This window comes from Stenotrophomonas sp. 89682_Sma (genome assembly GCF_056481405.1).
In genome coordinates this window covers 1613278-1637894 of the sequence record NZ_CM151147.1, presented here as the reverse complement: position 1 = coordinate 1637894, position 24617 = coordinate 1613278, and the positions used below count along the sequence as shown (strand labels likewise).

Annotated in this window: 24 protein-coding genes and 5 tRNA genes; 4 read left to right on the top strand and 25 right to left on the bottom strand. The window is 67.5% G+C overall.

The features are described 5' to 3' along the window. Nucleotides 1-8: 8 nt before the first annotated feature. The 3 genes from ACZK29_RS07600 to ACZK29_RS07590 form a co-directional block, all read right to left on the bottom strand. Complete coding sequence (locus tag ACZK29_RS07600) at nucleotides 9-554, bottom strand: DUF4124 domain-containing protein (RefSeq protein WP_164146658.1); 546 nt, start codon at nucleotides 552-554, stop codon at nucleotides 9-11. A gap of 74 nt (nucleotides 555-628) precedes the next feature. Then, nucleotides 629-1177: a GNAT family N-acetyltransferase gene (locus ACZK29_RS07595; RefSeq protein ID WP_111203410.1), complete on the bottom strand. Its 549-nt coding sequence runs from the start codon at nucleotides 1175-1177 to the stop codon at nucleotides 629-631. A gap of 43 nt (nucleotides 1178-1220) precedes the next feature. Next, nucleotides 1221-1718: a GNAT family N-acetyltransferase gene (locus ACZK29_RS07590; protein ID WP_111203409.1), complete on the bottom strand. Its 498-nt coding sequence runs from the start codon at nucleotides 1716-1718 to the stop codon at nucleotides 1221-1223. A gap of 107 nt (nucleotides 1719-1825) precedes the next feature. Here ACZK29_RS07590 and ACZK29_RS07585 point away from each other — a divergent pair, with 107 nt between their 5' ends. Then, nucleotides 1826-2230, top strand: coding sequence for an NUDIX hydrolase (locus ACZK29_RS07585; RefSeq protein ID WP_111112217.1), 405 nt, complete (start codon nucleotides 1826-1828; stop codon nucleotides 2228-2230). A gap of 72 nt (nucleotides 2231-2302) precedes the next feature. Here ACZK29_RS07585 and ACZK29_RS07580 read toward each other — a convergent pair. The 3 genes from ACZK29_RS07580 to ACZK29_RS07570 all read right to left on the bottom strand — a co-directional run bounded on the left by ACZK29_RS07580 (nucleotide 2303) and on the right by ACZK29_RS07570 (nucleotide 2736). After that, nucleotides 2303-2376, bottom strand: a tRNA-Cys gene (locus ACZK29_RS07580). Between the two features lie 66 nt (nucleotides 2377-2442). Then, nucleotides 2443-2518, bottom strand: a tRNA-Gly gene (locus tag ACZK29_RS07575). A gap of 142 nt (nucleotides 2519-2660) precedes the next feature. Then, nucleotides 2661-2736, bottom strand: a tRNA-Gly gene (locus tag ACZK29_RS07570). Between the two features lie 130 nt (nucleotides 2737-2866). On the opposite strand from ACZK29_RS07570, the gene ACZK29_RS07565 reads away from it, so the two are divergent. Both ACZK29_RS07565 and ACZK29_RS07560 read left to right on the top strand, forming a co-directional pair. Then, complete coding sequence (locus tag ACZK29_RS07565) at nucleotides 2867-3268, top strand: hypothetical protein (protein WP_111203408.1); 402 nt, start codon at nucleotides 2867-2869, stop codon at nucleotides 3266-3268. Then, nucleotides 3261-3710 carry a hypothetical protein gene (locus ACZK29_RS07560; RefSeq protein WP_111203407.1) on the top strand — a complete coding sequence of 150 codons (450 nt, stop codon included), beginning with the start codon at nucleotides 3261-3263 and terminating at the stop codon, nucleotides 3708-3710. The genes ACZK29_RS07565 and ACZK29_RS07560 overlap by 8 nt, the downstream gene beginning before the upstream one ends. Before the next feature lie 2 nt (nucleotides 3711-3712). Here ACZK29_RS07560 and ACZK29_RS07555 read toward each other — a convergent pair whose 3' ends face one another. From ACZK29_RS07555 to ACZK29_RS07465, 19 genes are all read right to left on the bottom strand, one after another. Further along, nucleotides 3713-4633 carry an HlyD family secretion protein gene (locus tag ACZK29_RS07555; RefSeq protein WP_111112243.1) on the bottom strand — a complete coding sequence of 307 codons (921 nt, stop codon included), beginning with the start codon at nucleotides 4631-4633 and terminating at the stop codon, nucleotides 3713-3715. Beyond that, nucleotides 4630-5358, bottom strand: a complete 729-nt coding sequence (locus tag ACZK29_RS07550) for an ABC transporter ATP-binding protein (protein WP_106548992.1) — start codon at nucleotides 5356-5358, stop codon at nucleotides 4630-4632. Before ACZK29_RS07550 ends, ACZK29_RS07555 begins: the two co-directional genes overlap by 4 nt. A 10-nt stretch (nucleotides 5359-5368) precedes the next feature. Beyond that, complete coding sequence (locus tag ACZK29_RS07545) at nucleotides 5369-6508, bottom strand: ABC transporter permease (protein ID WP_111203406.1); 1140 nt, start codon at nucleotides 6506-6508, stop codon at nucleotides 5369-5371. Then, on the bottom strand, nucleotides 6505-7968 hold the full coding sequence (locus ACZK29_RS07540; protein WP_111203405.1) for an efflux transporter outer membrane subunit: 1464 nt from the start codon (nucleotides 7966-7968) through the stop codon (nucleotides 6505-6507). The genes ACZK29_RS07545 and ACZK29_RS07540 overlap by 4 nt, the downstream gene beginning before the upstream one ends. A 369-nt stretch (nucleotides 7969-8337) precedes the next feature. Further along, a tRNA-Gly gene (locus ACZK29_RS07535) sits at nucleotides 8338-8413 on the bottom strand. A gap of 115 nt (nucleotides 8414-8528) precedes the next feature. After that, nucleotides 8529-9635, bottom strand: a complete 1107-nt coding sequence (locus ACZK29_RS07530; RefSeq protein WP_111203404.1) for an NAD(P)/FAD-dependent oxidoreductase — start codon at nucleotides 9633-9635, stop codon at nucleotides 8529-8531. Nucleotides 9636-9773: 138 nt separating this feature from the next. After that, nucleotides 9774-9849 (bottom strand) — tRNA-Gly (locus ACZK29_RS07525). Between the two features lie 293 nt (nucleotides 9850-10142). Further along, nucleotides 10143-10769 (bottom strand): CDP-diacylglycerol--glycerol-3-phosphate 3-phosphatidyltransferase, encoded by a 627-nt coding sequence (gene pgsA, locus ACZK29_RS07520; protein WP_010486073.1) that lies wholly within the window; start codon nucleotides 10767-10769, stop codon nucleotides 10143-10145. A gap of 18 nt (nucleotides 10770-10787) precedes the next feature. Then, nucleotides 10788-12632 carry an excinuclease ABC subunit UvrC gene (gene uvrC, locus ACZK29_RS07515; RefSeq protein ID WP_106548995.1) on the bottom strand — a complete coding sequence of 615 codons (1845 nt, stop codon included), beginning with the start codon at nucleotides 12630-12632 and terminating at the stop codon, nucleotides 10788-10790. Next, on the bottom strand, nucleotides 12629-14041 hold the full coding sequence (locus ACZK29_RS07510; protein ID WP_106548996.1) for a hypothetical protein: 1413 nt from the start codon (nucleotides 14039-14041) through the stop codon (nucleotides 12629-12631). Before ACZK29_RS07510 ends, uvrC begins: the two co-directional genes overlap by 4 nt. After that, complete coding sequence (locus ACZK29_RS07505; RefSeq protein WP_111112441.1) at nucleotides 14038-14526, bottom strand: low molecular weight protein-tyrosine-phosphatase; 489 nt, start codon at nucleotides 14524-14526, stop codon at nucleotides 14038-14040. The genes ACZK29_RS07510 and ACZK29_RS07505 overlap by 4 nt, the downstream gene beginning before the upstream one ends. Then, nucleotides 14523-15296, bottom strand: a complete 774-nt coding sequence (gene kdsB / locus ACZK29_RS07500; protein WP_164146657.1) for a 3-deoxy-manno-octulosonate cytidylyltransferase — start codon at nucleotides 15294-15296, stop codon at nucleotides 14523-14525. Before kdsB ends, ACZK29_RS07505 begins: the two co-directional genes overlap by 4 nt. A gap of 74 nt (nucleotides 15297-15370) precedes the next feature. Next, entirely contained in the window at nucleotides 15371-16390 is a 1020-nt protein-coding gene (gene lpxK / locus ACZK29_RS07495; RefSeq protein WP_049432514.1) for a tetraacyldisaccharide 4'-kinase, read from the bottom strand. Continuing rightward, a complete protein-coding gene (gene msbA, locus ACZK29_RS07490; protein ID WP_099552684.1) occupies nucleotides 16390-18138 on the bottom strand; it encodes a lipid A export permease/ATP-binding protein MsbA in 1749 nt (582 codons plus the stop codon). The genes lpxK and msbA overlap by 1 nt, the downstream gene beginning before the upstream one ends. Continuing rightward, complete coding sequence (locus ACZK29_RS07485) at nucleotides 18135-18557, bottom strand: ExbD/TolR family protein (protein ID WP_004152323.1); 423 nt, start codon at nucleotides 18555-18557, stop codon at nucleotides 18135-18137. Before ACZK29_RS07485 ends, msbA begins: the two co-directional genes overlap by 4 nt. A gap of 3 nt (nucleotides 18558-18560) precedes the next feature. Next, complete coding sequence (locus ACZK29_RS07480; protein ID WP_049432517.1) at nucleotides 18561-19223, bottom strand: MotA/TolQ/ExbB proton channel family protein; 663 nt, start codon at nucleotides 19221-19223, stop codon at nucleotides 18561-18563. 3 nt (nucleotides 19224-19226) lie between these two features. Then, nucleotides 19227-21626: a DNA internalization-related competence protein ComEC/Rec2 gene (locus ACZK29_RS07475; RefSeq protein ID WP_478446858.1), complete on the bottom strand. Its 2400-nt coding sequence runs from the start codon at nucleotides 21624-21626 to the stop codon at nucleotides 19227-19229. A 59-nt stretch (nucleotides 21627-21685) separates the two neighbouring features. After that, nucleotides 21686-23029, bottom strand: a complete 1344-nt coding sequence (locus ACZK29_RS07470; RefSeq protein ID WP_106549002.1) for a sensor histidine kinase — start codon at nucleotides 23027-23029, stop codon at nucleotides 21686-21688. A 1-nt stretch (nucleotide 23030) separates the two neighbouring features. Beyond that, nucleotides 23031-23702 (bottom strand): response regulator transcription factor, encoded by a 672-nt coding sequence (locus ACZK29_RS07465; RefSeq protein ID WP_033833867.1) that lies wholly within the window; start codon nucleotides 23700-23702, stop codon nucleotides 23031-23033. Between the two features lie 145 nt (nucleotides 23703-23847). Here ACZK29_RS07465 and ACZK29_RS07460 point away from each other — a divergent pair, with 145 nt between their 5' ends. Beyond that, nucleotides 23848-24615 (top strand): MipA/OmpV family protein, encoded by a 768-nt coding sequence (locus tag ACZK29_RS07460; RefSeq protein ID WP_478446857.1) that lies wholly within the window; start codon nucleotides 23848-23850, stop codon nucleotides 24613-24615. The last annotated feature ends 2 nt before the right edge of the window (nucleotides 24616-24617 follow it).

The following is a 24617-nucleotide window of genomic DNA, read 5'->3' as shown; positions in this document are numbered from 1 at the left end:
GTAACGACTCATGGCGTACCCGCGGGTACGTTGCTGAACTTGTCGCGCACCGAACGCTCGCGTTCACGCCGGGTCGAGGCGCACTGTTCGCGCGCACTCGCCATCTGTGTATCCGCCGCCATCCGCTCGGCACTCAACGATTGCTGCAGGCTGGCAATCTGCGTGCGGATGCCCGAGTCACGGGTTGCGCCGGCCAGGTTGTTGCTCGACGCGGCCATCTGCCGGTTCAACTCGGCGATCTGCCGACCGATCTGCTGGCTGCGCGACTCCAGCGGACCGTAGATGCGCGAGCGCTCGCCCTGCACGCAGTTGCGCTCGGCGATGCCGGCGTCGGCCAGTTCGGTGTTCTGGTACACCGCCGCGCGGTTCGATGCCTCCCCCGCCGATTCCGTGGAGGAACGGCTGGAACGCAGCTTCATGGGTTCAGCGCCGGCAGCACAGGGATTCTGGCTGTACACCGTTTCGCCGGATGCGCCCTTGCACTTGTAGACCTGGGCCGATGCCAGCGGGGCACACCCCAGCAGGATCATCGCCATCACTACCTTCCCCTTCATCCTGCACCACTCCCTGGTTCATTGGACAACCGCCACGATACGGTGGTTTGGTGGCGACTGCACGCTGCCGCCATTCAGACCGTTTCGCCCTGCAGATCGAGCACATCCGTGGTCCAGCGGCGCGCTCCCAGCGTGGCCACCATGCCGCCGCGATAGACGAACCGACGTACGTGACCGTCTTCAATGAAGCAGGTCTCGTTCTGCATCGGCACATAGCCCGCAGAAGCATAGTGCCGATGATCCAGAGCGAACAGCACGGCAAAATCGATACCGTGCAGGCGCAGCTCTGCATGGGCCGCCTCGATCAAGCGCGAGGCAACGCCTTGCCGGCGAACGTCGGCACGCACCACCACGCCGCCGATCAGGCCGATGCGTTCCGGCTCGCCATCCAGCAGTGCATTGCGTTCGTACAGTGCGAGGTGGGCGACCACGTGATCACTTTCCATCGCCAGGACCAGAGCAACCGGCCCCGGGATGGCGTAGCCCTCGCCCTGCATGTCCGGGAAAGCCTGGCGGAGCAGATCCACCGCCTGCTGACGGTGTTGCGGCGCTACGCTTTGCCAGCGGCATACCTGAACGTGCATTGCCCTATCTTCGTCGAATGAATGTGTGTCCAGGCCCATCGTGCCACGGAAACATGACCGGGCCCGCAGTAACGTTTCACTGTCAGTGCAATGTGATCCAGTACGAAACGATATCCGTGTAGCTGCCCTCGCGCTTGACTGCGCGCGGCTCCCTGCCGAGTACGCTGAAACCCAGCGATTCATACAGCCCGCGCGCAGCAGCATTGTCCTCCAGCACCGTGAGGGTGAGCGATTCAATGCCCTCGGCGCGCGCAGATGCAAACGCAGCAAGAAGAAGGTGGCGGGCGATACCCTGGCCACGGTGGCCGGTGCCCACATGGACACTGTGCACTTCCGCCGTATGCCGTCGCGCCGTTCGCATCGGGCGTACGTAGCGCAGGAAGCCCGCAAGCTTGCCGTCGATGAAAGCGCCGAAATAACGCGTGCCGGGATCAGCAAGCTGGGCGCGCATCACGTCTGCTGTCTCATTCTGCGCCTCGGCCAGCGTGGACAGGAACGCAGCGGGCGACTCGCGAAGCGCCTGCAACCGCGCCTGCCAGAGAATGTCGGCGTCGTCAGCACCAAGTTGCCGGATGACCATGCGACACACCCGCGAGGTTGTTGATGCACAGGTGCCCAGCCTAGCGCGGGTTCGCCCGGTGCGGCGTGCATGCAAGAATGAAAACCGTCCCTCCTTCATTCACCGCCATGACTGAACTGCAGATTCCCCGCGTGGGATGTGGCGCCGTCGTCCGTGATGCCGACGGCCGCATCCTGCTGATCCAGCGCGGACGCGAGCCGGAGCGCGGGCATTGGGGCCTGCCCGGTGGAAAAGTCGACTGGATGGAAACGGTGGAGGCTGCCGTGGTCCGTGAAATCCGCGAGGAGACGGCGTTGGAAGTGACGCTGCTGCGCCTGCTGTGCGTGGCCGATCATTTCGAGCCGGCGCTTGCGCAGCATTGGGTCGCGCCGATCTACGAAGCCCAGGCAATTGCCGGCATCGAGGCCTCCATCCAGGAGCCGGGCGTGCAGACCGGGCTGGGCTGGTTCGCGCGGGATGCCCTGCCGCAACCGCTGACCCAGGCCACGGTGCAGGCGCTGGCCCGGTTGTAGCGGGTATCGATCCGGGCGCGTGCCGGTATCCAGGCAAACAAAAAGCCCTGACCGGAGTCAGGGCTTTTCAATTGGAGGCCTCAAGCGGAATCGAACCGCTGTAAACGGATTTGCAATCCGGTGCATAGCCACTCTGCCATGAGGCCAACGTACTGCGCGCCAGGAACTGAGCCCTGACAAGACAAAACCCCAAGACGGGGCCTGTCGGAACATGGAGCGGGAAACGAGACTCGAACTCGCGACCTCAACCTTGGCAAGGTTGCGCTCTACCAACTGAGCTATTCCCGCGTAAGCCGACATGCTACCGGAAATCCGGAAAACACACCAGCGATTTCACCTTTCTGACTGCGCGCAAAGCCTTGTGGCCCAACGTGCCCCGCCTCGCCATGGCGGGAGAAAAACAAGGCCCCTACCGGGGCCCTGTAGAATCTGGAGCGGGAAACGAGACTCGAACTCGCGACCTCAACCTTGGCAAGGTTGCGCTCTACCAACTGAGCTATTCCCGCAGATTCCGTTCGACCTGCGTCGAAGGAGCGCTATTGTGTCCAAATTCCTTCACGCCGTCAACAGTCTTCACATCATGCGGTCACAGGCGTACGCGCTGGGGTACGCTGCCCCGCCCGGCCCGGTTCGCCCATGTTCCTTCGCGGCACGCCCCTGTTGATCGCCCTGCTGCTGCACCTGCTGGTGGCCCTGCTGTACTGGGCACTCATACCACTGGGAATGAACGGGTATCGCGACCATTTCGGCTTTGCTTCACATCGTGACATCGGCCTGGGCATCGCCCAGTTTCATCTGTTCTGGATGTTCATTGGCGCCCAGCCACTGATCGCCGTGCTGCGACCGCTCTTCGCCAAGCTGCTGGTGCTGGCGATTCCCCTGGCGTTCGCGAGCTGGACACTGATGCACAACCACCCGCTGCGCCTGCTGTACTTCACCGTCGGGCCCGGCTTGCTGGCACTGGCCGCGATCGCCATTTCCGCGTGGTATGCATCACGCAACCACCTGCCCGCCACCACGGACACCGCCGATGCCTAGACGCTACGTCCGCCTGTTCTGGCTGCTGGTCGCGCTGACCTGGCTGGCGCTGATCGCCGCACTGGTCAATGCCGGCTTCACCCCGGACTACTGGCTGCTGCATCACTTGGAGGGCGCCGAGCTGCCCTACCCGACCAGCACCGTCATCGTGTTCGCACTGCTGGGAACGGTCGAGCTGGTGGTGGCCGCCTTGATCGTGCGGCCCTGGAAACTGAAGCGGCTGTGGTTGCGCCTGCTGATCGCCTTCGCGCTGCTGCTGGCGTGGTCGGTGCCGTGGATGCTCTCGGCCATGCACCAGCCGCCGGTACATGGCACCCACCTGCTGTGGTTACTGCTGCTGGATGTGGGCCTGCTGCTGGCGCTATGCCTTGTCTCGGTGGTGAGCGCCTGGCGCACGCTCCGGCATCGCAGGGCCCATGAACCAGCCCCGCCACCGGGCTGAAGTTACTTCCGGAACTCCACGCGCACGTGCTGGCCGAAGCGCGCCTTGGCCTCGCCATCGAACTCCAGCACGCACTCCACCACCTTGGCTACGCCACGGCCTGCGTCTTCAGGCAGGCGCGCCTGCGCGAACACCGGGCTGATGCGTACCACGCGTGCCGGCGGCAGCGTGCCGGTGTTCTCGGCGCCATCGCTGTCCGGCACCACGGTGGCCTGCATGCCTACCTGCACCGCGTCGGCGTAGGCGGCACTGAGTTCGGCACGCACCTGCAGCGGGCGCGCCGGCAACAACGAGATCGCCGGCTTGCCCGCCTGCACGAAAGCGCCGAGGCCCGGCACCTGGCCGACCACGGTGCCGGCTTCCGGCGCGCTCAACGACATCTGCTGCAGTTTCAGCCTGGCGTGCTCCAGCTTGTGCTGGGCCATATCGACCTGCGCACCGGCAACGTCGACATCGGCACGTACGCCGGCCAGCTGCTGCTTGGCCGCATCGGCCTGCTGGTTCGAGGACACGCCTTCGCTGGCGCCCGTGGACAGGCGGGTGGCGTTGCGCTCCAGTTCGCGCAGCTGCGCCTGGCTGCCCTTCAGGCGATCATTGGCCAACGCCAGGTCGGCGGTGGCCATTGCTACTTCCTGCTGCAACAGGGCGCCATCCAGCGACAGCAGCAGCTGCCCCTTCTTCACCACGGCGCCTTCCTTCACCGGCGCAGCGGTGATCGAGCCATCCACCGGCGGCGCCAGTGCGATCAGCCCGCCTTCAACGTCGATGATGCCCCGCGCCACGGCGACCTTTCCGGCGACGGCAGTACCCGCCTTGCCTGAGGGTGCAGATGCGGGGGTGGGCGCTTCCCTGGAACAGGCACCGAGCAGCAATGCCGCGGACAGAGCCAGGCTGAGGGGAAGCAGGTGCGACGTCTTGGTCATGGGGCGGACTCTACAGTTTCGTTCTGGCGGCGGTCATCACGGACCATGCCGTCTTCCATGGCGATCACCCGATCGGCATGCCGGATCAGGCGCGGATCGTGGCTCACGCACAGCACGGTGGCGCCATGCGCGCGTGCATAGCGATGCAGGATGTCGATCACGCGCTGGCCGTTCTCGGCATCCAGCGCACTGGTGGGTTCGTCGGCGAAGATCAGCGTCGGCGACTTTGCAAATGCGCGGGCGACAGCAACGCGCTGCTTCTCACCACCGGACAGCTGCGCCGGGCGCATGTGGCTGCGATGGCTGAGGCCGACTTCTTCCAGCGCACGGCGCGCCAGCGGTTCGCTTTCGCGATTGCTCATGCCGCGGTAGCCCAGTGGCAGCTGCACCTGCTCCAGCGCGGTCAGCGCCGGGAACAGGTTGAAGCCCTGGAACACGAAACCGACATGGTGCAGGCGAAAACGCTCCACTTCGGCGCGGCTCATGTGGCCCACATCCTGGCCGAGTGCATGCACGCGACCACCATCGGGTGCGGACAGGCCGGACAGCAGCGACAACAGCGTACTCTTGCCGCAGCCGGACGGGCCGGATACCAGGGTCAGTTCGCCGGGATAGATGTCCAGCGACAGGCCACGCAGCACCGGCACCTGCACATCGCCGGACATGAAGCCCTTTTCCAGTGCGTCGGCCTGCAACGTGGGGGCGACGGCATGTTTGGAGGTCATCGGCCGGTCCTCAACGCAGCAGCAACGATGGATCGGAACGGACCACGCTGCGCACTGCCATGATGCTCGACAGCATGGCCATCACCGCAACCAGCGCCACGCAACCAAGGATCACCATCGGCGTCAGCTGCACCGGCACGCGCTGGGTCTGCGCGATCAACAGCACCACCGTGCTGAAGGCTGCCGCCAGCAACATGCCCACGCCGCCGATCAGCAAGGCCTGCTCGAACACCACACGCGCCAGCGCATAGCGACCCGCACCGAGTGCATTGAGCGTGGCGTACTCACGTACCGATCCGGCCACCACCGACGCGAACGACTGGTTGGTGATCACCGCACCGACGAAGCAGACGATGACCGCCATGAACAACACCGCGATACCCGCGCCGGTATCGAACAACCAGTACTGCTGCGAGCGGCTGGCGAATTCCGGTGCGGTCCAGAACTCGACCGGTGTGGCCTGGCCCATCGACGCCGCAAGGCGGTCACGCACGCGATCGGCCAGTTCCGGCGAGCGCAGGCCCGCCACGAAATAGGTGCTGCCCTCATGCGGGTCGGTACCGGCGATGGCGCGCGCGGTGTCCAGCGAGGCCAGCACGTTTACGCCACCCAGGCCACGCAGGCCCGGCTGCGCGGCAACCACACGCACGGCCTTGCCGTTGATCCAGGCGCGGTTGTTCTGCAGGTCCACGCCCAGCGTATCCAGGTCGGCGCTGTCCACGATCACGGCGCCCGGTTCGCGCAGCTGTGCACGCAGATCGGCCGGCAGGATGTGCGCGAACATCATCGCGTCGTCGCGGGTGGAAATGCCGGACAGGTACACCGACACATTGCCGGTGCCCTGCGCACTGGAACGCCACTCGCCATCCACCCACTCGTAGGGTTCGACGCGGGTGACATCCGGGTCCATGCGCAGGTGGCTTTCGACATCCGCGCTGATCGCATGCCCGTAGTTGACGCTCTGGGTTCCGGGGAAACCGGCCCAGATATCGGCCGAGGATGCCTTCACGTAGATCGCGGCGGTGCCGAAGATGCCCAGCACCAGTGCGGCCTGCACGATCAGCAGCACACCGGCGAAACACATCGCCAGCACCACCGGCAGGAACCGGCGCCACTCGTAGGCCAGGGTCTTGCGGGCCAGCGCGATCATTGCGGCACGTCCTCACCCTCGACCGGCAGCGGTGCGCCGCCAAGGGCGCGGTACAGCGACGCAAACGCCAACACGCGCGCACCCTGCGCACCGATCAGGTCGGCCTGCGAGGCCAACGCGGCACGCTGTGTATCCAGCCCATCGAACTCGCTGGACAGGCCCAGCTGCACCTGCCGCGCCTGCCGCTTGACCTGCTGGTTGGCGGCATCATTGGCCGCACGCAGCGACTGGATGCTGCTGTCCTGCCGCGCCAGACTGCCCAGCGCACCTTCCACTTCGCTAACGCCTTCCAGCACGGCCTTGCGGTAGCCGAGCAATGCGGCGTCCAGTTGCTTCTCATCGGCATGGAACCGCGCGCGGCGCTGGCCCCAGTCCCACAGCGGAATATCGACGTACGGGCCGATCGACGGACTGGAGTCGGAATTGGAGCGCGCGTTCTGGGTAAGGTTGTAGGCGTACAGGATGGAGCCGCCAAGGCTGACCCGCGGATACATAGCTGCACGCGCGGAACCCTTGCTGGCCGCGGCCTGCATCACCTCCGATTCGGCCAGCAGGATCTGTGGCCGGTGGCGCAGCAGATCCGCAGGAACCTGCTGCAGCGAGAACGTGCCCAGCTTCGGCGGCGTGCGATACGCGCGCCAGGCTGGATCCGGACCGTCACGGCCCAGCAGCAACGCCAGCGCGCGGGCCGCGTTGTCAGCATTTTCGCGGGCCTGCGCCGCGGCCGCGCGGGTCGCCGCCTGGCGCGCACGCAAGCGGTCCAGCTCGCCGGGTTCATCCAGGCGCAGGCGCTGGCGCACCAGGGCCAGTTGTTCACCGCGGTCGTCCACGGTCTGCTGCCGGGCCAGCAGGTCCTGTTGGGCCTGTGCCACGGTGAGGTCAAGATAGCTGCGCACCACGTCGGCAATCACCGCGACCTGCGCGGCGCTACGCAGCGCCTCGGCATTGCCGGCCGAGGCCTGTGCACTCAACTGCGCGCTCTCGGCGGCACCGAACAGGCCCAGGTCCCAGATCGCTTCAATACCGGCATGGAAGTAGGTATCGACGGCAGCAGCGTCCTGTACCTGCTTGGCGCTGGCCGTGATTTCCGGCAGGAAGCGCGAGTCCGAGGTGCCGGCGACGATCCGCACGGCCTGAAGCCGTAGCGCGGCCTGCTGCAGGTCGAGGTTGCCGGCGATGGCGTGGTCGACCAGGCCGTCCAACGCCGGGTCGGCCAGCACCTTCCACCACTGCCTGGCATCCACGGCCACGCCTTGGCCCTGCGGCACCTGGGTCCAGGCGCTGGGTGTGCGGTCAGGCAGGTCCGGAACCGGTACCGACATGCAGCCCGCCAGGGCCAGGCTTGCCAGCAGCGCGCCGGGGCGCAGCACTGCCTGCAGGGAAAATCCGCGCCCGGTCCTGGGCACTGCCACTGGAGTGATACGCCTGACCACCAGCCCGCCAACGTGTAGAAGGAGCATGAAGGCTACCGTGCGATTGTGGAGCGAACATGGAGAAATGGTCCGAAAAAGGTCACAGCACGCGTGCGGTTCAGGCAACGATGGCATTGGCCTTTCGCCAGCCTTTCACTGCATGCGACGCACGGAACGCTGGTGCGACATCCAGGCCATTGCGTCTTGTTGCCACCTTCCCCGAGCCCCGCGCCTGCGGCCATCCCCACGACCGATACGCCCCGCCATTCCGATTGCGACACTGACGTCGGATTCGTCACGCCGGGCCACTGATATCACGCCCGCCATGAAGATGCCGTGGCGCGACTGTAGCGGCCCTGCCGGCCAACTTCATGACAAACGAAAAACGCCCCCTTCCGGGAGCGTTCTTCTTGAATCTGGAGCGGGAAACGAGACTCGAACTCGCGACCTCAACCTTGGCAAGGTTGCGCTCTACCAACTGAGCTATTCCCGCAGATTTCGTTCGACCTGCGTCGAAGGAGCGCTATTGTGTCGATATTGCTGCGCGGCGTCAACAGGAATTTTCACGTGAGTGAAGGACGGTGTTCAGACGCCCCCACCTGCTCTCTTCACGTGCGCACACCACGGCGGTGGAAGTAGACCTGCTCGGCGATGCGCCGCGTGGGCGCCGTGTGGAGCAGCGCGTTGAGCGGCCAGTCGGCCTGCAGATGATCCATCGCCCAGCGCAGCAGACGCTTGCCATGGAATGCCGGCGCTACCTGCCGCGCCACCCGTTCCGCTTCCGGCCCTTGCCCACGCAGATGGCGGGCAATCGCCTCGCCGACCGCCCAGCCGTGCCGCCACGAGGAGTGGATGCCCCCGGCGGACAGCGGCGAGACGATGCCTGCCGCGTCGCCGGTCAGGATCACGCGTTGGCCGGTGAACGGCCCATCCGGCCGGCCGCAGGGCACCAGCCCTGCGCGGGTGGCCGAGGGACGCGCCGAAGGCGGAATGCCGACCACATCGCGCACGTGGTCGAGGAAGCCATCGATATTCGGCGACCGCACCTGTTGCAGGTCATGGCGCAGCGCCAACCCCACCTGCAGCCCAGTCGGATTCTGCGCGACCCAGCCGATGTAGCCCGGCGCGTAGTGCTTGCTGACGAAGCAATGCAGCGCGTCGCCCTGCGACACCTGCAGGCCGGCGAACTCACGCTCGACGCCGTAGAGGTTGTCACGTACCTGGCCGAGCCCGGTGCGTTGTGCCACGCGTGAGCGTGCGCCATCAGCGCCAACCAGATAGGCGCATCGCCCTGCCCCATCCACCTGCCAGCCATCACCGCTGCGATGTGCGTCGGTAAAGGACTGCTGCAGGCGCAGGTCGACACCGCTCGCATGCAGCTCGCTGACCAGCCAGCGCATCAGATTCGGCGTATCGGTGGTGAGGAAGTAATAGCCCGGCGCGGCCAGCAACACGTTGCGCAGATTGGGGGCATACAGACGTACGTTGGCGACGCGGCGCACCAGACATTCGGGCATGCGTCCCAGCCAGGTCTGCTCCATCGCCTCTTTCACCACGATGCCGGTGGTGTGCAGGCGCTCGCCGGGGTCAGCCTTGCGTTCCAGCACGCAGACGCGCAGGCCGTATTGGGCGGCCGCCAAGGCGCAGGCGGCACCGGCGAAGCTTGCGCCGACGATGACTACGTCGTGGTCGTAGGCGGAGGGAGTGTGGGGCATTGCTGCATCGGTCTGGAGGAACACAGATGCAGCTTCGAACTGCCGCGTGGTGAGGCGAAGGAGTGGCGGTGAAGTGGGGATGAAGCGAACAGTACGCAAACGAAAAACGCCCCCTTCCGGGAGCGCTTTTCTTGAATCTGGAGCGGGAAACGAGACTCGAACTCGCGACCTCAACCTTGGCAAGGTTGCGCTCTACCAACTGAGCTATTCCCGCTTGGGAGGCGAAATTTTACCTGTTCCAAGGATGGCGTCAAGCGCTTTTTTTCAGGGTCTGCGAGGCGCCTTGCACCGCGTATCCACGCATGGCGTGGATCTACCACGGCGTCCCCGCAAACCGATTGTTCCGCATCCTCCGTGGATGCAGCATTTCCAGTAGATCCACGCCATGCGTGGATGGGGCATCACCGTAGATCCGTCCAGCGCGTCGCGTAGATCCACGCCATGCGTGGATAGGCGCATCAATGGGGTCAGGGCCCTTCCTTGCGGAAGGGCCTCCGTCCCCGGGACTCAGTTGCCCAGCTTCTTCTGCCGCGAGCGCTCGCGTGCGGCCCGTTCGTCTTCGCGCAGGCTCGGCCAGGCGGCATGCAGGTACTGCAGGCCCGACCACAGGGTCAGCACCGCGGCAATCGCCAGGGTCCAGTCGCCAATATGGAACACCGGCCAGCCCATCCAGATATCTTCCACCGGCACGTTCGGGGCCACCGAATACAGCAGGCACAGCAGCGCAACCATCTGCGCGGTGGTCTTGACCTTGCCGATCATCGCCACACGCACCTTGGCACGCTGGCCCAGCTCAGCCATCCACTCGCGCAGCGCCGACACCGCGATCTCACGGCCGACGATGACCGCCGCCCAGAACGCCATCCACGGCGTCGGGTGGCCCTGCACGATCAGGAACAGTGCCACTGCCACCATCAGCTTGTCCGCAACCGGGTCGAGGAAGGCACCGAAGGCCGACTCCAGCTGGTAACGGCGTGCGATCCAGCCATCGAGCCAGTCGGTGATCGCGGCCAGGCCGAAGATCGCCGCCGAAGCGAAGTTGGTCCAGGTGTAGGGCAGGTAGAACACCAGCACCAGCACCGGGATCATCACGATCCGCAACAACGTCAGCCAGGTGGGCAGGGTCAACTTCATGCTTGCGTGCTTCTCTCTCTACTCGGCCGCATCAGGCGTGGCCAACCCGTGCAGGTTAGCGTAGATACGTGCCGCGAGGGCGTCATTGATGCCTTCCACCTTGGCGATTTCCGCTTCACCAGCCGCTTTCAGGCCGACCAGGCCGCCGAAATGCTTGAGCAGGCTGGCACGACGGCGCGGGCCGATGCCGGGGATGTCCTCCAGCTTGCTGGTCATCCGCGCCTTCTGGCGGCGGCCCCGGTGGCCGGTGATGGCGAAGCGGTGGGCTTCATCGCGCACCTGCTGGATGAACTGCAGCGCCGGGTTGGCCGCGCCGGGGCGCAGCTCGCGGCCGTCAGGCATCACCAGCGCTTCATGGCCGGCGCGTCGCTCCACACCCTTGGCCACGCCCACCAGCAGCACGCCCTCCACCCCCAGATCGGCCAGTGCGGCCTGCGCCTGCGCCAACTGGCCCGCGCCACCGTCGATCAGCAGCACGTCCGGCAGCACGCCCTGCTCTTCCACCGCACGGCGGAACCGGCGGTCGATGGCCTGGCGCATGGCGGCGTAGTCGTCGCCTGGCTCGATGCCGCTGATGTTGAATCGGCGGTACTGCGCGCGCACCGGACCGGCGGCGTCGAACACCACGCATGAGGCCACGGTGGCCTCACCCAGGGTGTGGCTGATATCGAAGCACTCGACCCGCTTGACCGGCTCGGCCAGGCCCAGCATGTCGCGCAGCGCATCGCTGCGCGCGTGCTGCGCGTTGCGGCTGTTGAGTTCAGTGGCCAGGGTCAGCTGCGCGTTGCGGCTGGCCAGTTCCACGTAGCCGGCACGCTCGCCGCGCACGTTCCACTTCAGCTGCACCTTGCGTTCGGCCGAAGCGGACAGCGCGGCGACCAGCAGATCGGCGTCCGGAATCTCGCGATCCAGCAGGATCTCGCGCGGCGGCTCGAACTCGATGTAGTACTGCGAGACGAACGCCGCCAGCACTTCTTCCGGGCTTTCTTCACCATTGGTGCGTGGGAAGAACGGGCGGGTGCCGAGGTTGCGTCCATCACGGAAGGCCAGCAGCAGCACGCAGGCCTGGGAGCCCTGCATGGCCACCGACAGCACATCCAGATCGGCGGCGCGGCCGTCCACATACTGGCGGGTCTGCATGCTGCGCAGCGAGGAAATCAGGTCACGCAGGCGCGCGGCCTGTTCAAACTCCAGCGCCTCGCTGGCGACCTGCATCTGCTCGCCCAGTTCACGGGTCAGCTCGTCGCTCTTGCCTTCCAGGAACAGCGCGGCGCGGCGCACCGATTCGGCGTACTCGGCAGGCGCCACCAGCTCCACGCAGGGCGCGCTGCAGCGGCCGATCTGGTACTGCAGGCAAGGCCGCGAGCGGTTGCGGAACACGCTGTCCTCGCAGCTGCGCAGCTTGAACAGCTTGTGCATCAGGTTCAGCGTTTCGCGCACCGCAGTGACGCCGGGATACGGCCCGAAATAGCGCCCGGGAATGGCACGCGGGCCGCGATGCAGGGCGATGCGCGGCCAGTCCTCGCGGGTCAGCAGCACATGCGGATAGGTTTTGTCGTCGCGCAGTGAGACGTTGTAACGCGGCGACAGCGACTTGATCAGCTGGTTTTCCAGCAGCAACGCCTCGGCTTCCGAACGCGTCACGGTCACGTCCATGCGCACGATCTGCGAGATCATCGACATGATCCGCGCATTCTTCGGGCTGCCGTTGAAATAGCTGCCGACACGGTTGCGCAGCGCACGCGCCTTGCCGACATACAGCAGCGTGTCGTCGGCAGCGTACATGCGGTACACACCGGGGGCGGTACTGAGCTGGGCCGCGAAGGCCTTGCCGTCGAAGGCCGGGGCGGGAACGTCGGTCATTCGCTGATCGGCACTTCGCTGAGCACGCCACTTTCGGGGTCGAATCGCAGTATGGCGTGGGCATCGGTCTCGGCGATCCACACCGCACCGGCACCCACGGCCAGACCGGCCGGGCCATGCAGGCGGCGCGGCAGCGGCTGGGTCGTCAGTTCGCCACCGCCCAGGCGCAGCGTGCGCAGGCGGCCATTGCCGGTATCGGCAATCCACAGCAACGGTGCATCCGGACTCAGCGCGATCGCCTGTGGGAACTGCAGGCTGGCCTGCGCGCGCGGGCCATCTTCGTCACCGAAACGCCAGGGGCCCTGCCCGACCAGCGTCTGCACCAGATCCCCGCGCAGCTGCAGTGCGCGGATCGAGGAGCCCAGCGCATCGGCCACGTACAGCACCTGCTGCACCACGGCCAGTGCGGTCGGCTGTGCGAACGCGGCCAGGTGGCCGCTGCCATCACGCTCGTCGATGGCACCGCTGCCGGCGCGCCATTGCAGGCTGCGCTGGCCGAGGTGGTAGCTCCAGATGCGGTTGTCGCCGGCCATGGCGATGTGCAGCTGGTTGTCCGCGATGGCCAGGCCAACCGGGTGGTCCAGCGAGACCTGCCGCGCCTGCGCGACCGGGCCCTCCACCGGCGCGCCGGGGCGGCCATTGCCGCACAGCGTGTCGACGATGCCGGTCAGCAGGTTGATGCGACGCACGGCATGGTTGCCGGTGTCGGCCACGTAGAGCGCGTCGCGCTCCAGCACCAGCGCCTGCGGACGATGGAACGCCGCTTCGGCGAGGTTGCCGTCCATGAAATCGGCCGTCCCCAACCCGAACTGGCGCAGGATGCGCCCGCCGTGGCTGCATTCGAGGATGCGGTGATGGCCACTGTCGGCGATGTACAGGCGTTCGGTGCTGACCGCCAGGCCCAGCGGGAAACGCAGTGCCTGGCGCGGCTCCGGATGCAGCTCGGTACCGCCGCGCGGCGGAGCCGACGGCGCGCCGTGGCACAGCGCATTCAACGCACGCTCAAGGTCTCCCGGAGCACCCAGCCCGACCAGCCGTTGCTGTTCGCGCCCCTGCGCGTCCAGCAGCACCACGGTCGGCCAGGATGTGATGCCGAAGCGACGCCAGCCATCCCAGTCGGCATCGAGCAGGACCGGCATTGACAGCCCTTGGCGACGCAGCAGTTTCAGTGCGGCGCCGGCATCACGCTCGAAATCGAAACGGGGGACCTGCAACACCAGCGGCTGCAGCATGCCGGGGTGACGCGACAGCCATTGACCGAACTCGGCCAGGCGCTGCGCGCTCCAGGCAGAAGCGGCGTTGACGAACAACAGCGCCACCGGCCGACCGCGCAGTTCGGTCAGGGTGCAGGGGGCGGCATTGAGCCAGGTGGCGAACTCGGGCAGGTCCGGGACGGGCTGGACGTTCATGGCCCGATTATGCCGGAGTCGGCGTCATGCAACAGTCGTGCCACTGCACGTTTTGCAGCATTGTCGACCAGCGTCCAGACCTGTTCGAAGTGATCGCTGCCGCCGGTGTAGGGATCCGGGATGGCCACCCGCCCCTCCCCGCCCGACCAGGGCAGGTACAGCGCCAACCGCTCACGCTGGGCAGGTGCAGCCAAGCGTCCCGCATCCCGCAGGTTCGCCTCGTCGGCGCACAGGATCCAGTCGAAACGGTCGAAATCCGCGGCTTGCAGCTGGCGCGCACGCAGGCCGCCGATGTCCACGCCATGCCCGGCCGCACAGGCGATCGCGCGCCGGTCCGGCGGCTGGCCGACATGCCAGTCGCCGGTGCCGGCCGAATCCACCTGCACCCGCCCCGCCAGCGGTGAAGCGTCCAGGCGTGCGCGGAGCGCACCTTCGGCCATCGGCGAACGGCAGATGTTGCCGAGGCAGACGACCAGCAGCCTCATCGCGCGACCAGCGTCTGCAGCAGTGCTTCGGCGCGCTCGAGGTCCTCGGGCGTGTCGATGCCGGGCGGAAACGGTTCCGGCGAGATCGCCACGCTGATCGGATGGCCCGCTTCCAGCACGCGCAGCTGCTCCAGCGATTCGACCTGCTCCAGCTGGCCCGGGGGCATCGCCGCGAACTGCTGCAGGAAACCGGCGCGGTAGCCGTAGATGCCGATGTGGCGCAGCCAGGCATGCCCTTCCGGCAGCACGTCGCGGCTGCGCGCGAAGCCATCGCGGTGCCAGGCAATCGGCGCTCGGCTGAAGTACATCGCTTCGTTGCGCACGTTGCGCACCAGCTTGACCACGTTCGGATCGAACAGGGTTTCTGCATCCTCCACGGCGGTCGCCAGGGTCGACATCGGCGCATTGCCTTCAACCAGCGCCCGGGCCACCGCACGGATTCCCGCAGCCGGCGCGAACGGTTCATCCCCCTGCAGGTTGACCACTACGGTGTCGTCGGCCCAGCCGACGATGCGCGCGCACTCGGCCAGGCGGTCGGTACCGGAGGCATGCGAGGTGGCGGTCATGGCCACCTTCACCTCGGCCAGCCCGGACAGCGCGTCGGCGATGCGTTGATCGTCGGTCGCGACCCAGACCTCGCCAGCGCCGGCCTGCAGCGCGCGGCGCGCCACGTGCAGCACCAGCGGCTCACCGCCCAGCAGGCGCAGCGGCTTGCCCGGCAGGCGAGAGGCGGCATAGCGGGCCGGAATGGCGACAACGAATTCAGTCATGGGGCGATACTCGGCAGGCTCGTTACAACGGGGGTGCGGCCGGCGACGCGTGAATGCAAGCGCCGCCGCGCCACTCAGTTCGGTCGCAGCTTGTCCAGGCGGTCAGTCAGCGCCACCCAGAACGCGGCAGGCAGCTCGGCACGCAACGGCACCGCGTAATGCCAATCGTTGCCGAACGCGCGGCATTTCACCGCGTCTTTCTCGGTCATCAGCACCGGCAGCTGGCTGCCGAAGGACAGGTCCTGCGGCTGGTAGGCCTGGTGGTCGGCGAAGGCATGCGGCACCACGCCGATGCCACGCGCGCGCAGCATGTCGAAGAAGCGCTGTGGATGGGCGATGCCAGCCACCGCATGAACACGCTGGCCCTTGAAGTACGACAACGGGCGCGCGCGGCCACCGGCCAGCGGCTGCGCACTGTCGATGTGCAGGGCCATCGGCCACTGGCCGAAACCGCAGGCCTGCGCCGCGGTTTCCTCATCGGCCTGGCCCAGATTGACCACACGGAAATCGCATTCGCCGGCCCGGCTGACCGGCTCGCGCAGCGGTCCGGCGGGAATCATCCGGCCGTTGCCGTAGCGCCGCTGGGCATCGACCACTTCGATCTCGATGTCGCGCGCCAGCCGGTAGTGCTGCAGGCCGTCATCACAGACGATCACATCGCAGCCGGCCTGGATCAGTGCCTTGCCCGCAGCCACGCGGTCAGCGTCCACGCGCACCGGCACGCCGGTCTTCCAGGCGATCAGCACCGGTTCGTCACCGCCCTTGGCAGTTGGCGTGTCGGCCTGCACCCACAGCGGCTTGTCGGCGTCTTCGCGGCCATAGCCACGGCTGGCGACGCCCGGCTTCCAGCCGGCCGCGCGCAGGCGCTCGACCAGGGCGATGGTCAGCGGTGTCTTGCCGGTGCCACCGGCGGTGATGTTGCCGACCACGATGACCGGCACCGGCAGCGTGTAGCGCTTGCGCCAGCCGCGCCGATAAGCGCGGCGACGCAACGCGGTGACGCCGGCATACAGCGGTGCCAGCAGGCGCATCGCCCACGGAACCGGGCTGCCGTCGTACCAGTACGGCGGGGTCTGGGTACCCTTGCCAGCCATCAGTCCTGCCTTTCGCGGAACTGCATGCTGTGCAGATGCTGGTACAGGCCACCCATGGCAAGCAGCTCCTTGTGCGTGCCCCGTTCAACGATGCGGCCGTGGTCCATCACCAGCACCAGGTCGGCATGCTCGATGGTCGACAGGCGGTGCGCGATGACCAGCGTGGTGCGTTCGGGCATCAGGCGCTGCAGTGCATCCTGCACCAGTCGCTCGGATTCGTTGTCCAGCGCGGCGGTGGCTTCGTCGAGGATCAGGATCGGCGCGTCACGCAGGATCGCGCGGGCGATCGCCAGGCGCTGGCGCTGGCCACCGGACAGCAGCGCGCCGTTCTCGCCGACAGGGGTCTGCAGCTGCTGCGGCATGCGCGCGATGAACTCCCACGCATTGGCTGCTTCGGCCGCCGCACGGATCTGCTCCTCGCTCGCTTCCATGCCATAGGCGATGTTGGCCGCGATGGTGTCATCGAACAGCATGACCTTCTGTCCGACCATCGCCACCTGGCGACGCAGGTCGGCCAACGGATAGTCATCCAGCGCGACGCCATCGAGGGTGATGACACCACCGCTGGGCTCGTAGAAACGCGGCACCAGCCGGATCAGGCTGGTCTTGCCACTGCCGGAACGACCCACGATGGCGGTGACCGTGCCGGGCTTGGCAACGAAACTGATGTCGTCCAGGGCAATGCCGCTGTCCTCGCGGTAGCGCAGCATGACGTGGTCGAAGGCCAGTTCGCCGCGTACGCGCTGCACGCTGTTGCGGCCCTCGTCACGCTCGACCTGCATGTCGAGGATGCCGAACAGGCGCTCTGCGGCGGCCACGCCGCGCGAGATCGAGGTCTGCACGCTGGTCAGGCGGCGCAGCGAAGGAATGATGGCCATCATCGAGGTCATCAGGCCCATGAACTGGCCGGCGTTGAGGCGGCCGGCCAGCGCTTCGCGGGTCGATACCCAGACGATCACCGCCAGCGCCAGTGCGGCCAGGAACTGCACCACGCTGGACGCCGCCGCACGGGTGACTTCCACCTTCATGTTCAGCGACAGCATGCGGTTGGCCAGGCGCGAGTAGCGCGAGATTTCATGCTGCTGGGTGCCATGCACCTTCACTTCCTGTTGCGCCGCCAGCGACTGTTCGGCGGTCTGCGCCATCGAGCCCATGCCGTCCTGGATACCGCGGCTGATGCGGCGGTAGCGCTTGCCCACGTAGGACACGATCACGCCGATCAGCGGCACCACCACCAGCATGGCCACGGTGACCTTGACGCTCATCTGCAGCATCACCGCCAGCATGGCGATGATGGTCAGGGTGTCGGCCACCACGGTCTTGAGTGCGTCGGCACTGGCCTGGGTGACCTGTTCGGTGTCGAAGTTCAGGCGGCTGACCATCACCGGCGTCGCTTCGGTATCGAAGTGCGAGGACGGCAGATGCAGGTACTTGGCCAGCACCTGCTCACGCAGGTCGCGCACCACGCTGCGGCCGGTCTTGGCCAGCGCATAGTCGCTCACCCAGGTGGCGAGGCTGCGCATCAGGAACAGGCCGAGGATGGTCAGCGGCAGGATCACCGCCATGCGCGGTTCCGGGTTGACGAAACCACGGTTGACCAGCGGCTCCATCAACTTGGTGAAGTGGTAGCCCGCCAGGGCTTCGACCACCATGGCGATGACCGCGGCCACCATGAACACCCAGTAGGCGCGGGTGTACCCCAGCAGGCGTTTGTAGATCGGCCACACCGGCGCGTGATTGGAACTCATGGACGCACCTCGGGTGCTGTTGCAATGGCAATACGGCGGAAGCCGAGCTGACCCAGCGCGTCCTGCGCGGTCACCACGGCCTGGTAGGGAGTGCGCGCGTCGGCGCGCAGCAGCACGGTCTGCTCGCGATCGCTGCCGGCCACGGCGGCGATGGTCTGCTTGACCGACTCGACGTCGCTGCGCAGCACTTCCTGGTCATTGATGAAGTAGCGGCCCTCGGCGTTGATCAGCACGCTGAGCGAGCGTGGCGGCTCGTTGGTCTGCTGCTGGCTTGCGGTCGGCAGCTGCACCTGCAGCGTCGAACGCGCGTCGAAGGTGGTGGTGACCACGAAGAAGATGATCAGCACCAGGATGACGTCGATCAGCGGCACCAGGTCGATATGCGGCTCATCCTGGGATCGGTCGTTGCCGATACGCATCGATCAGGCCTTCGCCGTGGCGGCGCCGGCCTGGCGCGCGGCCGGTGCCGGGTTCATCACCCCGGGGCGGCCGTCGAGCGTATCCAGCAGGGCACTGGCTTCCTGCTCCATCTCCACCACGTAGCCGTGGATGCGGCCCTTGAAGTAGCGATGGAACATCAGCGCCGGGATCGCCACGATCATGCCGGTGGCGGTGCACACCAGCGCCTTGCCGATGCCGCCAGCGAGCTGGTTCACGTCGCCCACGCCGTGGTCGAGGATGCCCAGGAACATCTGGATCATGCCGATCACCGTGCCGAGCAGGCCCAGCAGCGGGCCCGCCGAGGCAATGGTGCCCAGTGCGTTCAGGAATCGCTCCATGCGATGCACCAGGTGGCGGCCGGTGTCTTCGATGCGCTCGCGGATCTGGTCGCGCGGGCGGTTGCGGGCTTCCAATGCGGCAGCCAGCAGCGCCCCCAGCGGCGAGTTCGCCCGCAGGGTCTGCAGGTGGGCCGGGTCGAGCTTGCCGCGAGCGGCCCAGTTGCGCACTTCCTGGCCGAGGCCGGGCGGCAGCACCTCAGTCCGCCGAAGGGACCAGAAACGCTCCAGGATGATCGCCAAAGCCAGTACGCCCAACAGCAGCAGCGGCACCATCGGCCAGCCACCGGCCTTGACCAGTTCCCACACGTTTCAACCCTCCGGCCCAACGGCCGCTTGTTCGATCGGCGATAGGATAGCAGCCGACCGCGCCCGCCCAGCGGCATCCCACCACCGGGATGCATGGATGCGCTGTTCACGCAGCTGCAGGCCTTGTGCGCCAAGCCATACGCGGATCGCCCCGGAGTCGGCCGTGGCCAGCACTTCCGCGCCTTGCGCCTGCCAACGCTGGACCACCTCCTGGCGCGGGTGGCCGAAGCGGTTCCTGTGCCCGGCAGAGACCATCGCCAGCCGCGGCGCCACCGCCGCAACCCACGGCGCACTGGAGCTGCCACCGCTGCCGTGGTGCGGCACCAGTACCACGTCCGCCTTCAGCGCGTGCGGATACGCCCGCAGCAGCGCCCCCTCGGCCGGGCGACCAATGTCGCCGGGAAGCAGCACCACGCCGTGGCGGCTGGCAATGCGCAGCACGCAGCTGTCCTCGTTTTCGGCTTGCCGGCTGCCCGGCGCGGGATGCAGGACCTGGAAATCGACCCCATCCCACTGCCAGCGCGTCCCCTGCTGGCGCGGGGCAGCCCCGGCGATGGCGCTGCCGGGCGGCGCCAGCAGTTGCAGCCCGGCCAGCTGCCGGCGCAGGCCGGGCAGGCTGCCGGTGTGGTCCAGGTGGTCATGGCTGAGCATCGCCTGCTGCGGCGGCCCCTGACCGAGCGCACGCAACGCCGGAATCAGGATCCGCTCGTTGCCGTCACCACCGGTCGGCGGCCCAACGTCGTACCAGAGCGCGTGCCGGGCCGTGCGCACCAGCACCGCCGTGCCCTGGCCGACATCGTGCACCAGCAGCTCCAGCTCGCCCTCGGCAGGGGCATGCCGTGCCGGCCACAGCAGTGGCAGGCACAACAGCAGGCCAGCGAGGCCACCGCCGGCACCGCGCGGCAGCAGCCACCAGAACACGCCCAGCAAGGCCACCGGTGCCGCCCAGCGCGGCGCCTCGGCCAGCCACCACATCGCCTGCGGATGCAGCGCCAACGGCTGCAGGGCCTCCCAGCTGAGCTCGAACAGCCAGGCCGCGGCGCGCCAGGCCCAACGCCCCGCGCCGTCATGCAGCACGTGCAGGGCGGTACCCAGCAGCGACAGCGGAACAACCAGCATTGTCCACCACGGGATGATCGGCAGATTGACCAGCGGCCCCAACCGCGCGGTCCCGCCGAACAAGGCAACGCACAGCGGCAGCAGGCCGAGGCTGGCAACCCCCTGCGCGGCAAGGAACCCGCGCAGCCCACCACCGATACCCTCCGGCCCCGTCCTCGGCAGGCACCAGAGCAGCCACAGCACGCCACCGAAGCTCAGCCAGAATCCAGCCGAGAGCACCGACAGCGGCGCCGGCAGCAGCATCACCATCGCGGCCAACGCCAGCCCCTGCCCTGCGCCAACCGGGCGGCGCCCGGCCCTGGCCAGTGCGACCAGCCCGATCATCAGCGCCGCGCGCACCGTCGGCAGTGCCCCCCCCGCCGCCACCGCATAGGTGGCTGCGGCCAGCGCCGCTCCCCATGCGGCGGCCTGCGGCCGTGGCCAGTACCGCCCCAGCAGCGGGCACAGCCACCACGACAGGCGGCACAGCAGCACGCCGAAGCCTGCGACCACGCCCACGTGGAAACCGGAAATGGCGACCAGATGGGTCAGGCCCAACGCGCGCAGGTGTTCCCAGTCGGCATCGGACAGGCCACGGGTATCGCCCAGTGCCAGCGCCTGCACGAACCGTGCGGCAGGATGTGCCACCTGCACGGCAATCGCGGCACTGCTGCGTTCCCGCCAGGCCTGCAGGCCCTGCGCCGGCAGCCACTCGCGTGCACTTGCCGGATCACGCACCGAGGCATTGCCGGAGATGCCCCGCAGCACGGCGTGGCGCTCGCCATCGAAGCCACCGGGATTGATCCGTGAACGCGGCGCCCGCACGCGCAACGACAGTTCCCAGTACGCGCCGGCGCGAACCGCATGGCGTCCAGCGCCCGGGCCACGTTGCGGAGGCCCGCGCCACGGATCGTTCCAGGTGACCTGCAGGCGCTTGCCACGCAGCGATGGCAGCGTGTCGGCATCTTCGACATGCAGCACGAAACGCGTGTAGCCGGGCCCCTGCTGCGGAAGGTCGGCAACCCGGCCCCGCACCTGCACATCCTGCGGCGGCGCGCCGGGTGCAAGTTGGCCGTGCAGGACCCAGTGCCCGTGCAGTGTTGCCCATGCCAGGCCGAGCAGGGTCGCGGCCCACGCACGGCCGCGCCAGCGCAGCAGCCAGCTGCTGGCGCCGGCGACCGCCATCGGCACGCTCAGCCACAGCGGCAGCAGCATCGGCATCTGCACGCAGGCCAGCGCCCCCAGCACCAGGCCTGCGGCGCAGCCAAAGCCAAACAGGGCCGGGGCGGAGCGATCGGGAACCATTCCCCCAGCCTGCCGCTGGAGGTGGCAGCCTGCCTATCGGGCCTTTCCCCGTGTGCCTGTCAGCGCCGTACGGTACCGCGGTGGAAATTGACTCTGAAGCTGGCGCCGCCACCCGCCGCTTCACCCACGCTGACCGAGCCACCGTGGTGCTGCACGATTTCCTTCACCAGGTGCAGGCCCAGGCCACTGCCGCTGCCGGCTGCACGCAGGCGGTGGAAGGGCTCGAAGATCGCTTCGCGGTCACCGACCGGAATGCCGGCGCCCTGGTCGCTGACCTCCAGCAGGCCGCGTGCATCCAGGCGCACGCAGATGATGCCGCGCCCGCCACCATGGACGATGGCGTTGTGCACCAGGTTGGCGATCACCCGCCCCAGCGCCAGGCTGTCGCCATGGATCCACACGGGCGACTCCGGCGCATCCACCTCGAAGCCATAACCGGCGCCGACCACCAGCGGTGCCAGATCGGCGGCCGCCTCGCGCACCAGCAACGCCAGGTCCAGCCGCTGCAGCGCGCCGACATTGCGGTCGAGCCGCTGCAGGTCGAGCAGGTGCTCGGCCACGTTGCCGAGGCGGGCGACATCGGTCAGCAACTGCGATTTCAGTTCACCCTGCGGCAGCTGCGACAGGCGTGCCTGCACCACCGCGATCGGTACGCGCAGCTCATGCGCGGCATCGGCGAGGAATTTGTCGCGTGCTGCATAGCCCTGCTGCACCTTGTCGATCGCATCGTTGAACGCTTCCACCAGTGGTGCGACCTCGGTCGACACCAGCTGCGCATCCAGGCGCGCGCCCGGCTGGCCGATGTCCAGTTCCTTGGCCTGCTGCGCGGAGCGGCGCACGCCGCGCATCGCGCGATGGATCACCGTCGGCATTACCAGCAGCGTGACCACGATCAACGGCAGGAAGAACCATAGGCCGATCAGGCGCAGCACCATCAGCGCGCCATCCAGCAACCCGCCCTTTGGAGCGCCACCGACCATCACCGTGATGCGGCGCCCCTCTTCGTTGCGGATCATCACCCGCGCCACATCCAGGTACGGCGGCACCAGCGAACCAAGTTCGGTCGCGCCCAGCGTCGGCAACCGCGCCAGCAGCGGCGCGTGGATCGCCGGAATCGTGCCGCGCTCCAACCAGACACCCTTGTCGTCGACTGCCGCGAACCAGAGGTTGCCGCCTGCACTGGCATCGAGCTTTTCCCAGCGCGCCTGGTCCAGCACCAGCCGGCCACCCTCGCTGTGCACTGCCTTGGCCACTGCTTCGGCCATGAACATGTCCATGCCCCAGGTGTCCTTGTCACCCCAGGTCAGGATCAACGCGACCACTGCGAACAGCACGGTGAAGGCCTGTGCAAGGAACAGGCGCCAGGCCAGGCCCAGGGTGATGGAACGGATCGGACGTGCCATCTCAGGCCTCCGCCAGCAGGTAGCCGACACCGCGGATCACATGGATCTCCACGCCGGCCCCCGCCTGTTGCAGCGCCTTGCGCAGCTTGGAGATATGCGCGTCCAGTGCATTGGACTGGATCTCGTCATCGAAGCCGTACACCGCCGCCTCCAAGGCACTGCGGGTGACGGTGCGTCCCTGCCGCATCGCCAGCGCCTGCAGCACCAGCACCTGCCGGCGCGGCAGCGCCAGCAGCTGGCCGTCGACCTGCGCCTGCAGCGATTCGAAATCGAATTCCAGCCGGCCCAGTCGCAGGCTGGGTGTCACCATCGCAGACGGCCGCCGCGACACCGCACGGATGCGCGCCATCAGCTCCTCGATCGCCACCGGCTTGACCAGATAGTCATCGGCGCCGACATCCAGGCCCTCGACCTTGTCCGACAGCGTGCCCTTGGCAGTCAGCATGATCACCGCCAGGTTCGGGCGCAGGGCCCGCGCAACGGCAACGAAGCCAGCGCCGTCGCCATCAGGCAACTGGCGGTCGAGCAGCATCAGCTGGTGCACGGGTTCGCGCAGCGCGATGGCCGCTTCGGCCAGGCAACCAACCACATCGGCGACCACGCCCTGCCGCTCCAGTCCCGATTGCAGGGCTCGGGACAGATCAGGATCGTCTTCGACCAGGAGGATGCGCATCGGGGGCTCGGCTACCGGAAACGGTGCCGATCATAGTGCCTGGCGCCCACTTTTTCCGCTTCGGCCTGCCGGATGCGCCGACGCAATGTTCTGACAATGTTGCCCCGCCATCATGCGCAGCCATCCCCCGCAAAGTCGCTGATCGATGCCGTCACTGTCCCCGACCCTGCTGCGCCCGCTGCTGTTCTCCGCTGCCTTCGGCCTGCCGGTGTTCGCGCAGGCCGCCGACCGCAACCCGGGCGTGCAGGCCGGCATCAGCGCTGGCGCAACCTCGGGCGCGTATGCGCACTACGACGTCAAGCCACTGGTGGTTCCGTCCATTGCCTGGCAGGGCCAGCGCTTCTTCGCCAGCCCCGGCTCGCTGGGGATGTACCTGTACAAGGGCCAGGGCCTGCGCCTTTCGACGGCGCTCACGCCCTACACGCTGCGCTTCAAGACCGATGACGTGAATGATCCGCAGCTGCGCCGCCTGCACAGCCGGCAGATGTCGGCCATGGCCGGCATCAACGGCGAATACAGCGCCGACTGGGGCATCATCGAAGCTGGGGTGATGCGTGAGATCACCGGCCACGGCGGCGGTTTCGAATCGCGCCTGCACTACAGCTATCCGATCCAGGCCGGCCGCTTCACCTGGGTCCCCAAGGTGGGCGTGGTGCACTCCAGCGCACGCTTGCTGGATTACTACTACGGCATCAGCGATGAGGAAGCGCTGCGCTCCGGACTGGCCGCCTACCGGCCGGGCAGCACGACATCGCCAAGCCTGCAGATCGCCGTCAGCACGCCGCTGGGCACGAAGTGGCGCGCGACCGGCGTCGTCGCCAACCAGTGGTTCGGCGATGCGGTGAAGGACAGCCCGATGGCACGACGCGGCACACAGTCGTCGGCCTTCATTTCCCTGATGCGCTCGTTCTGAAC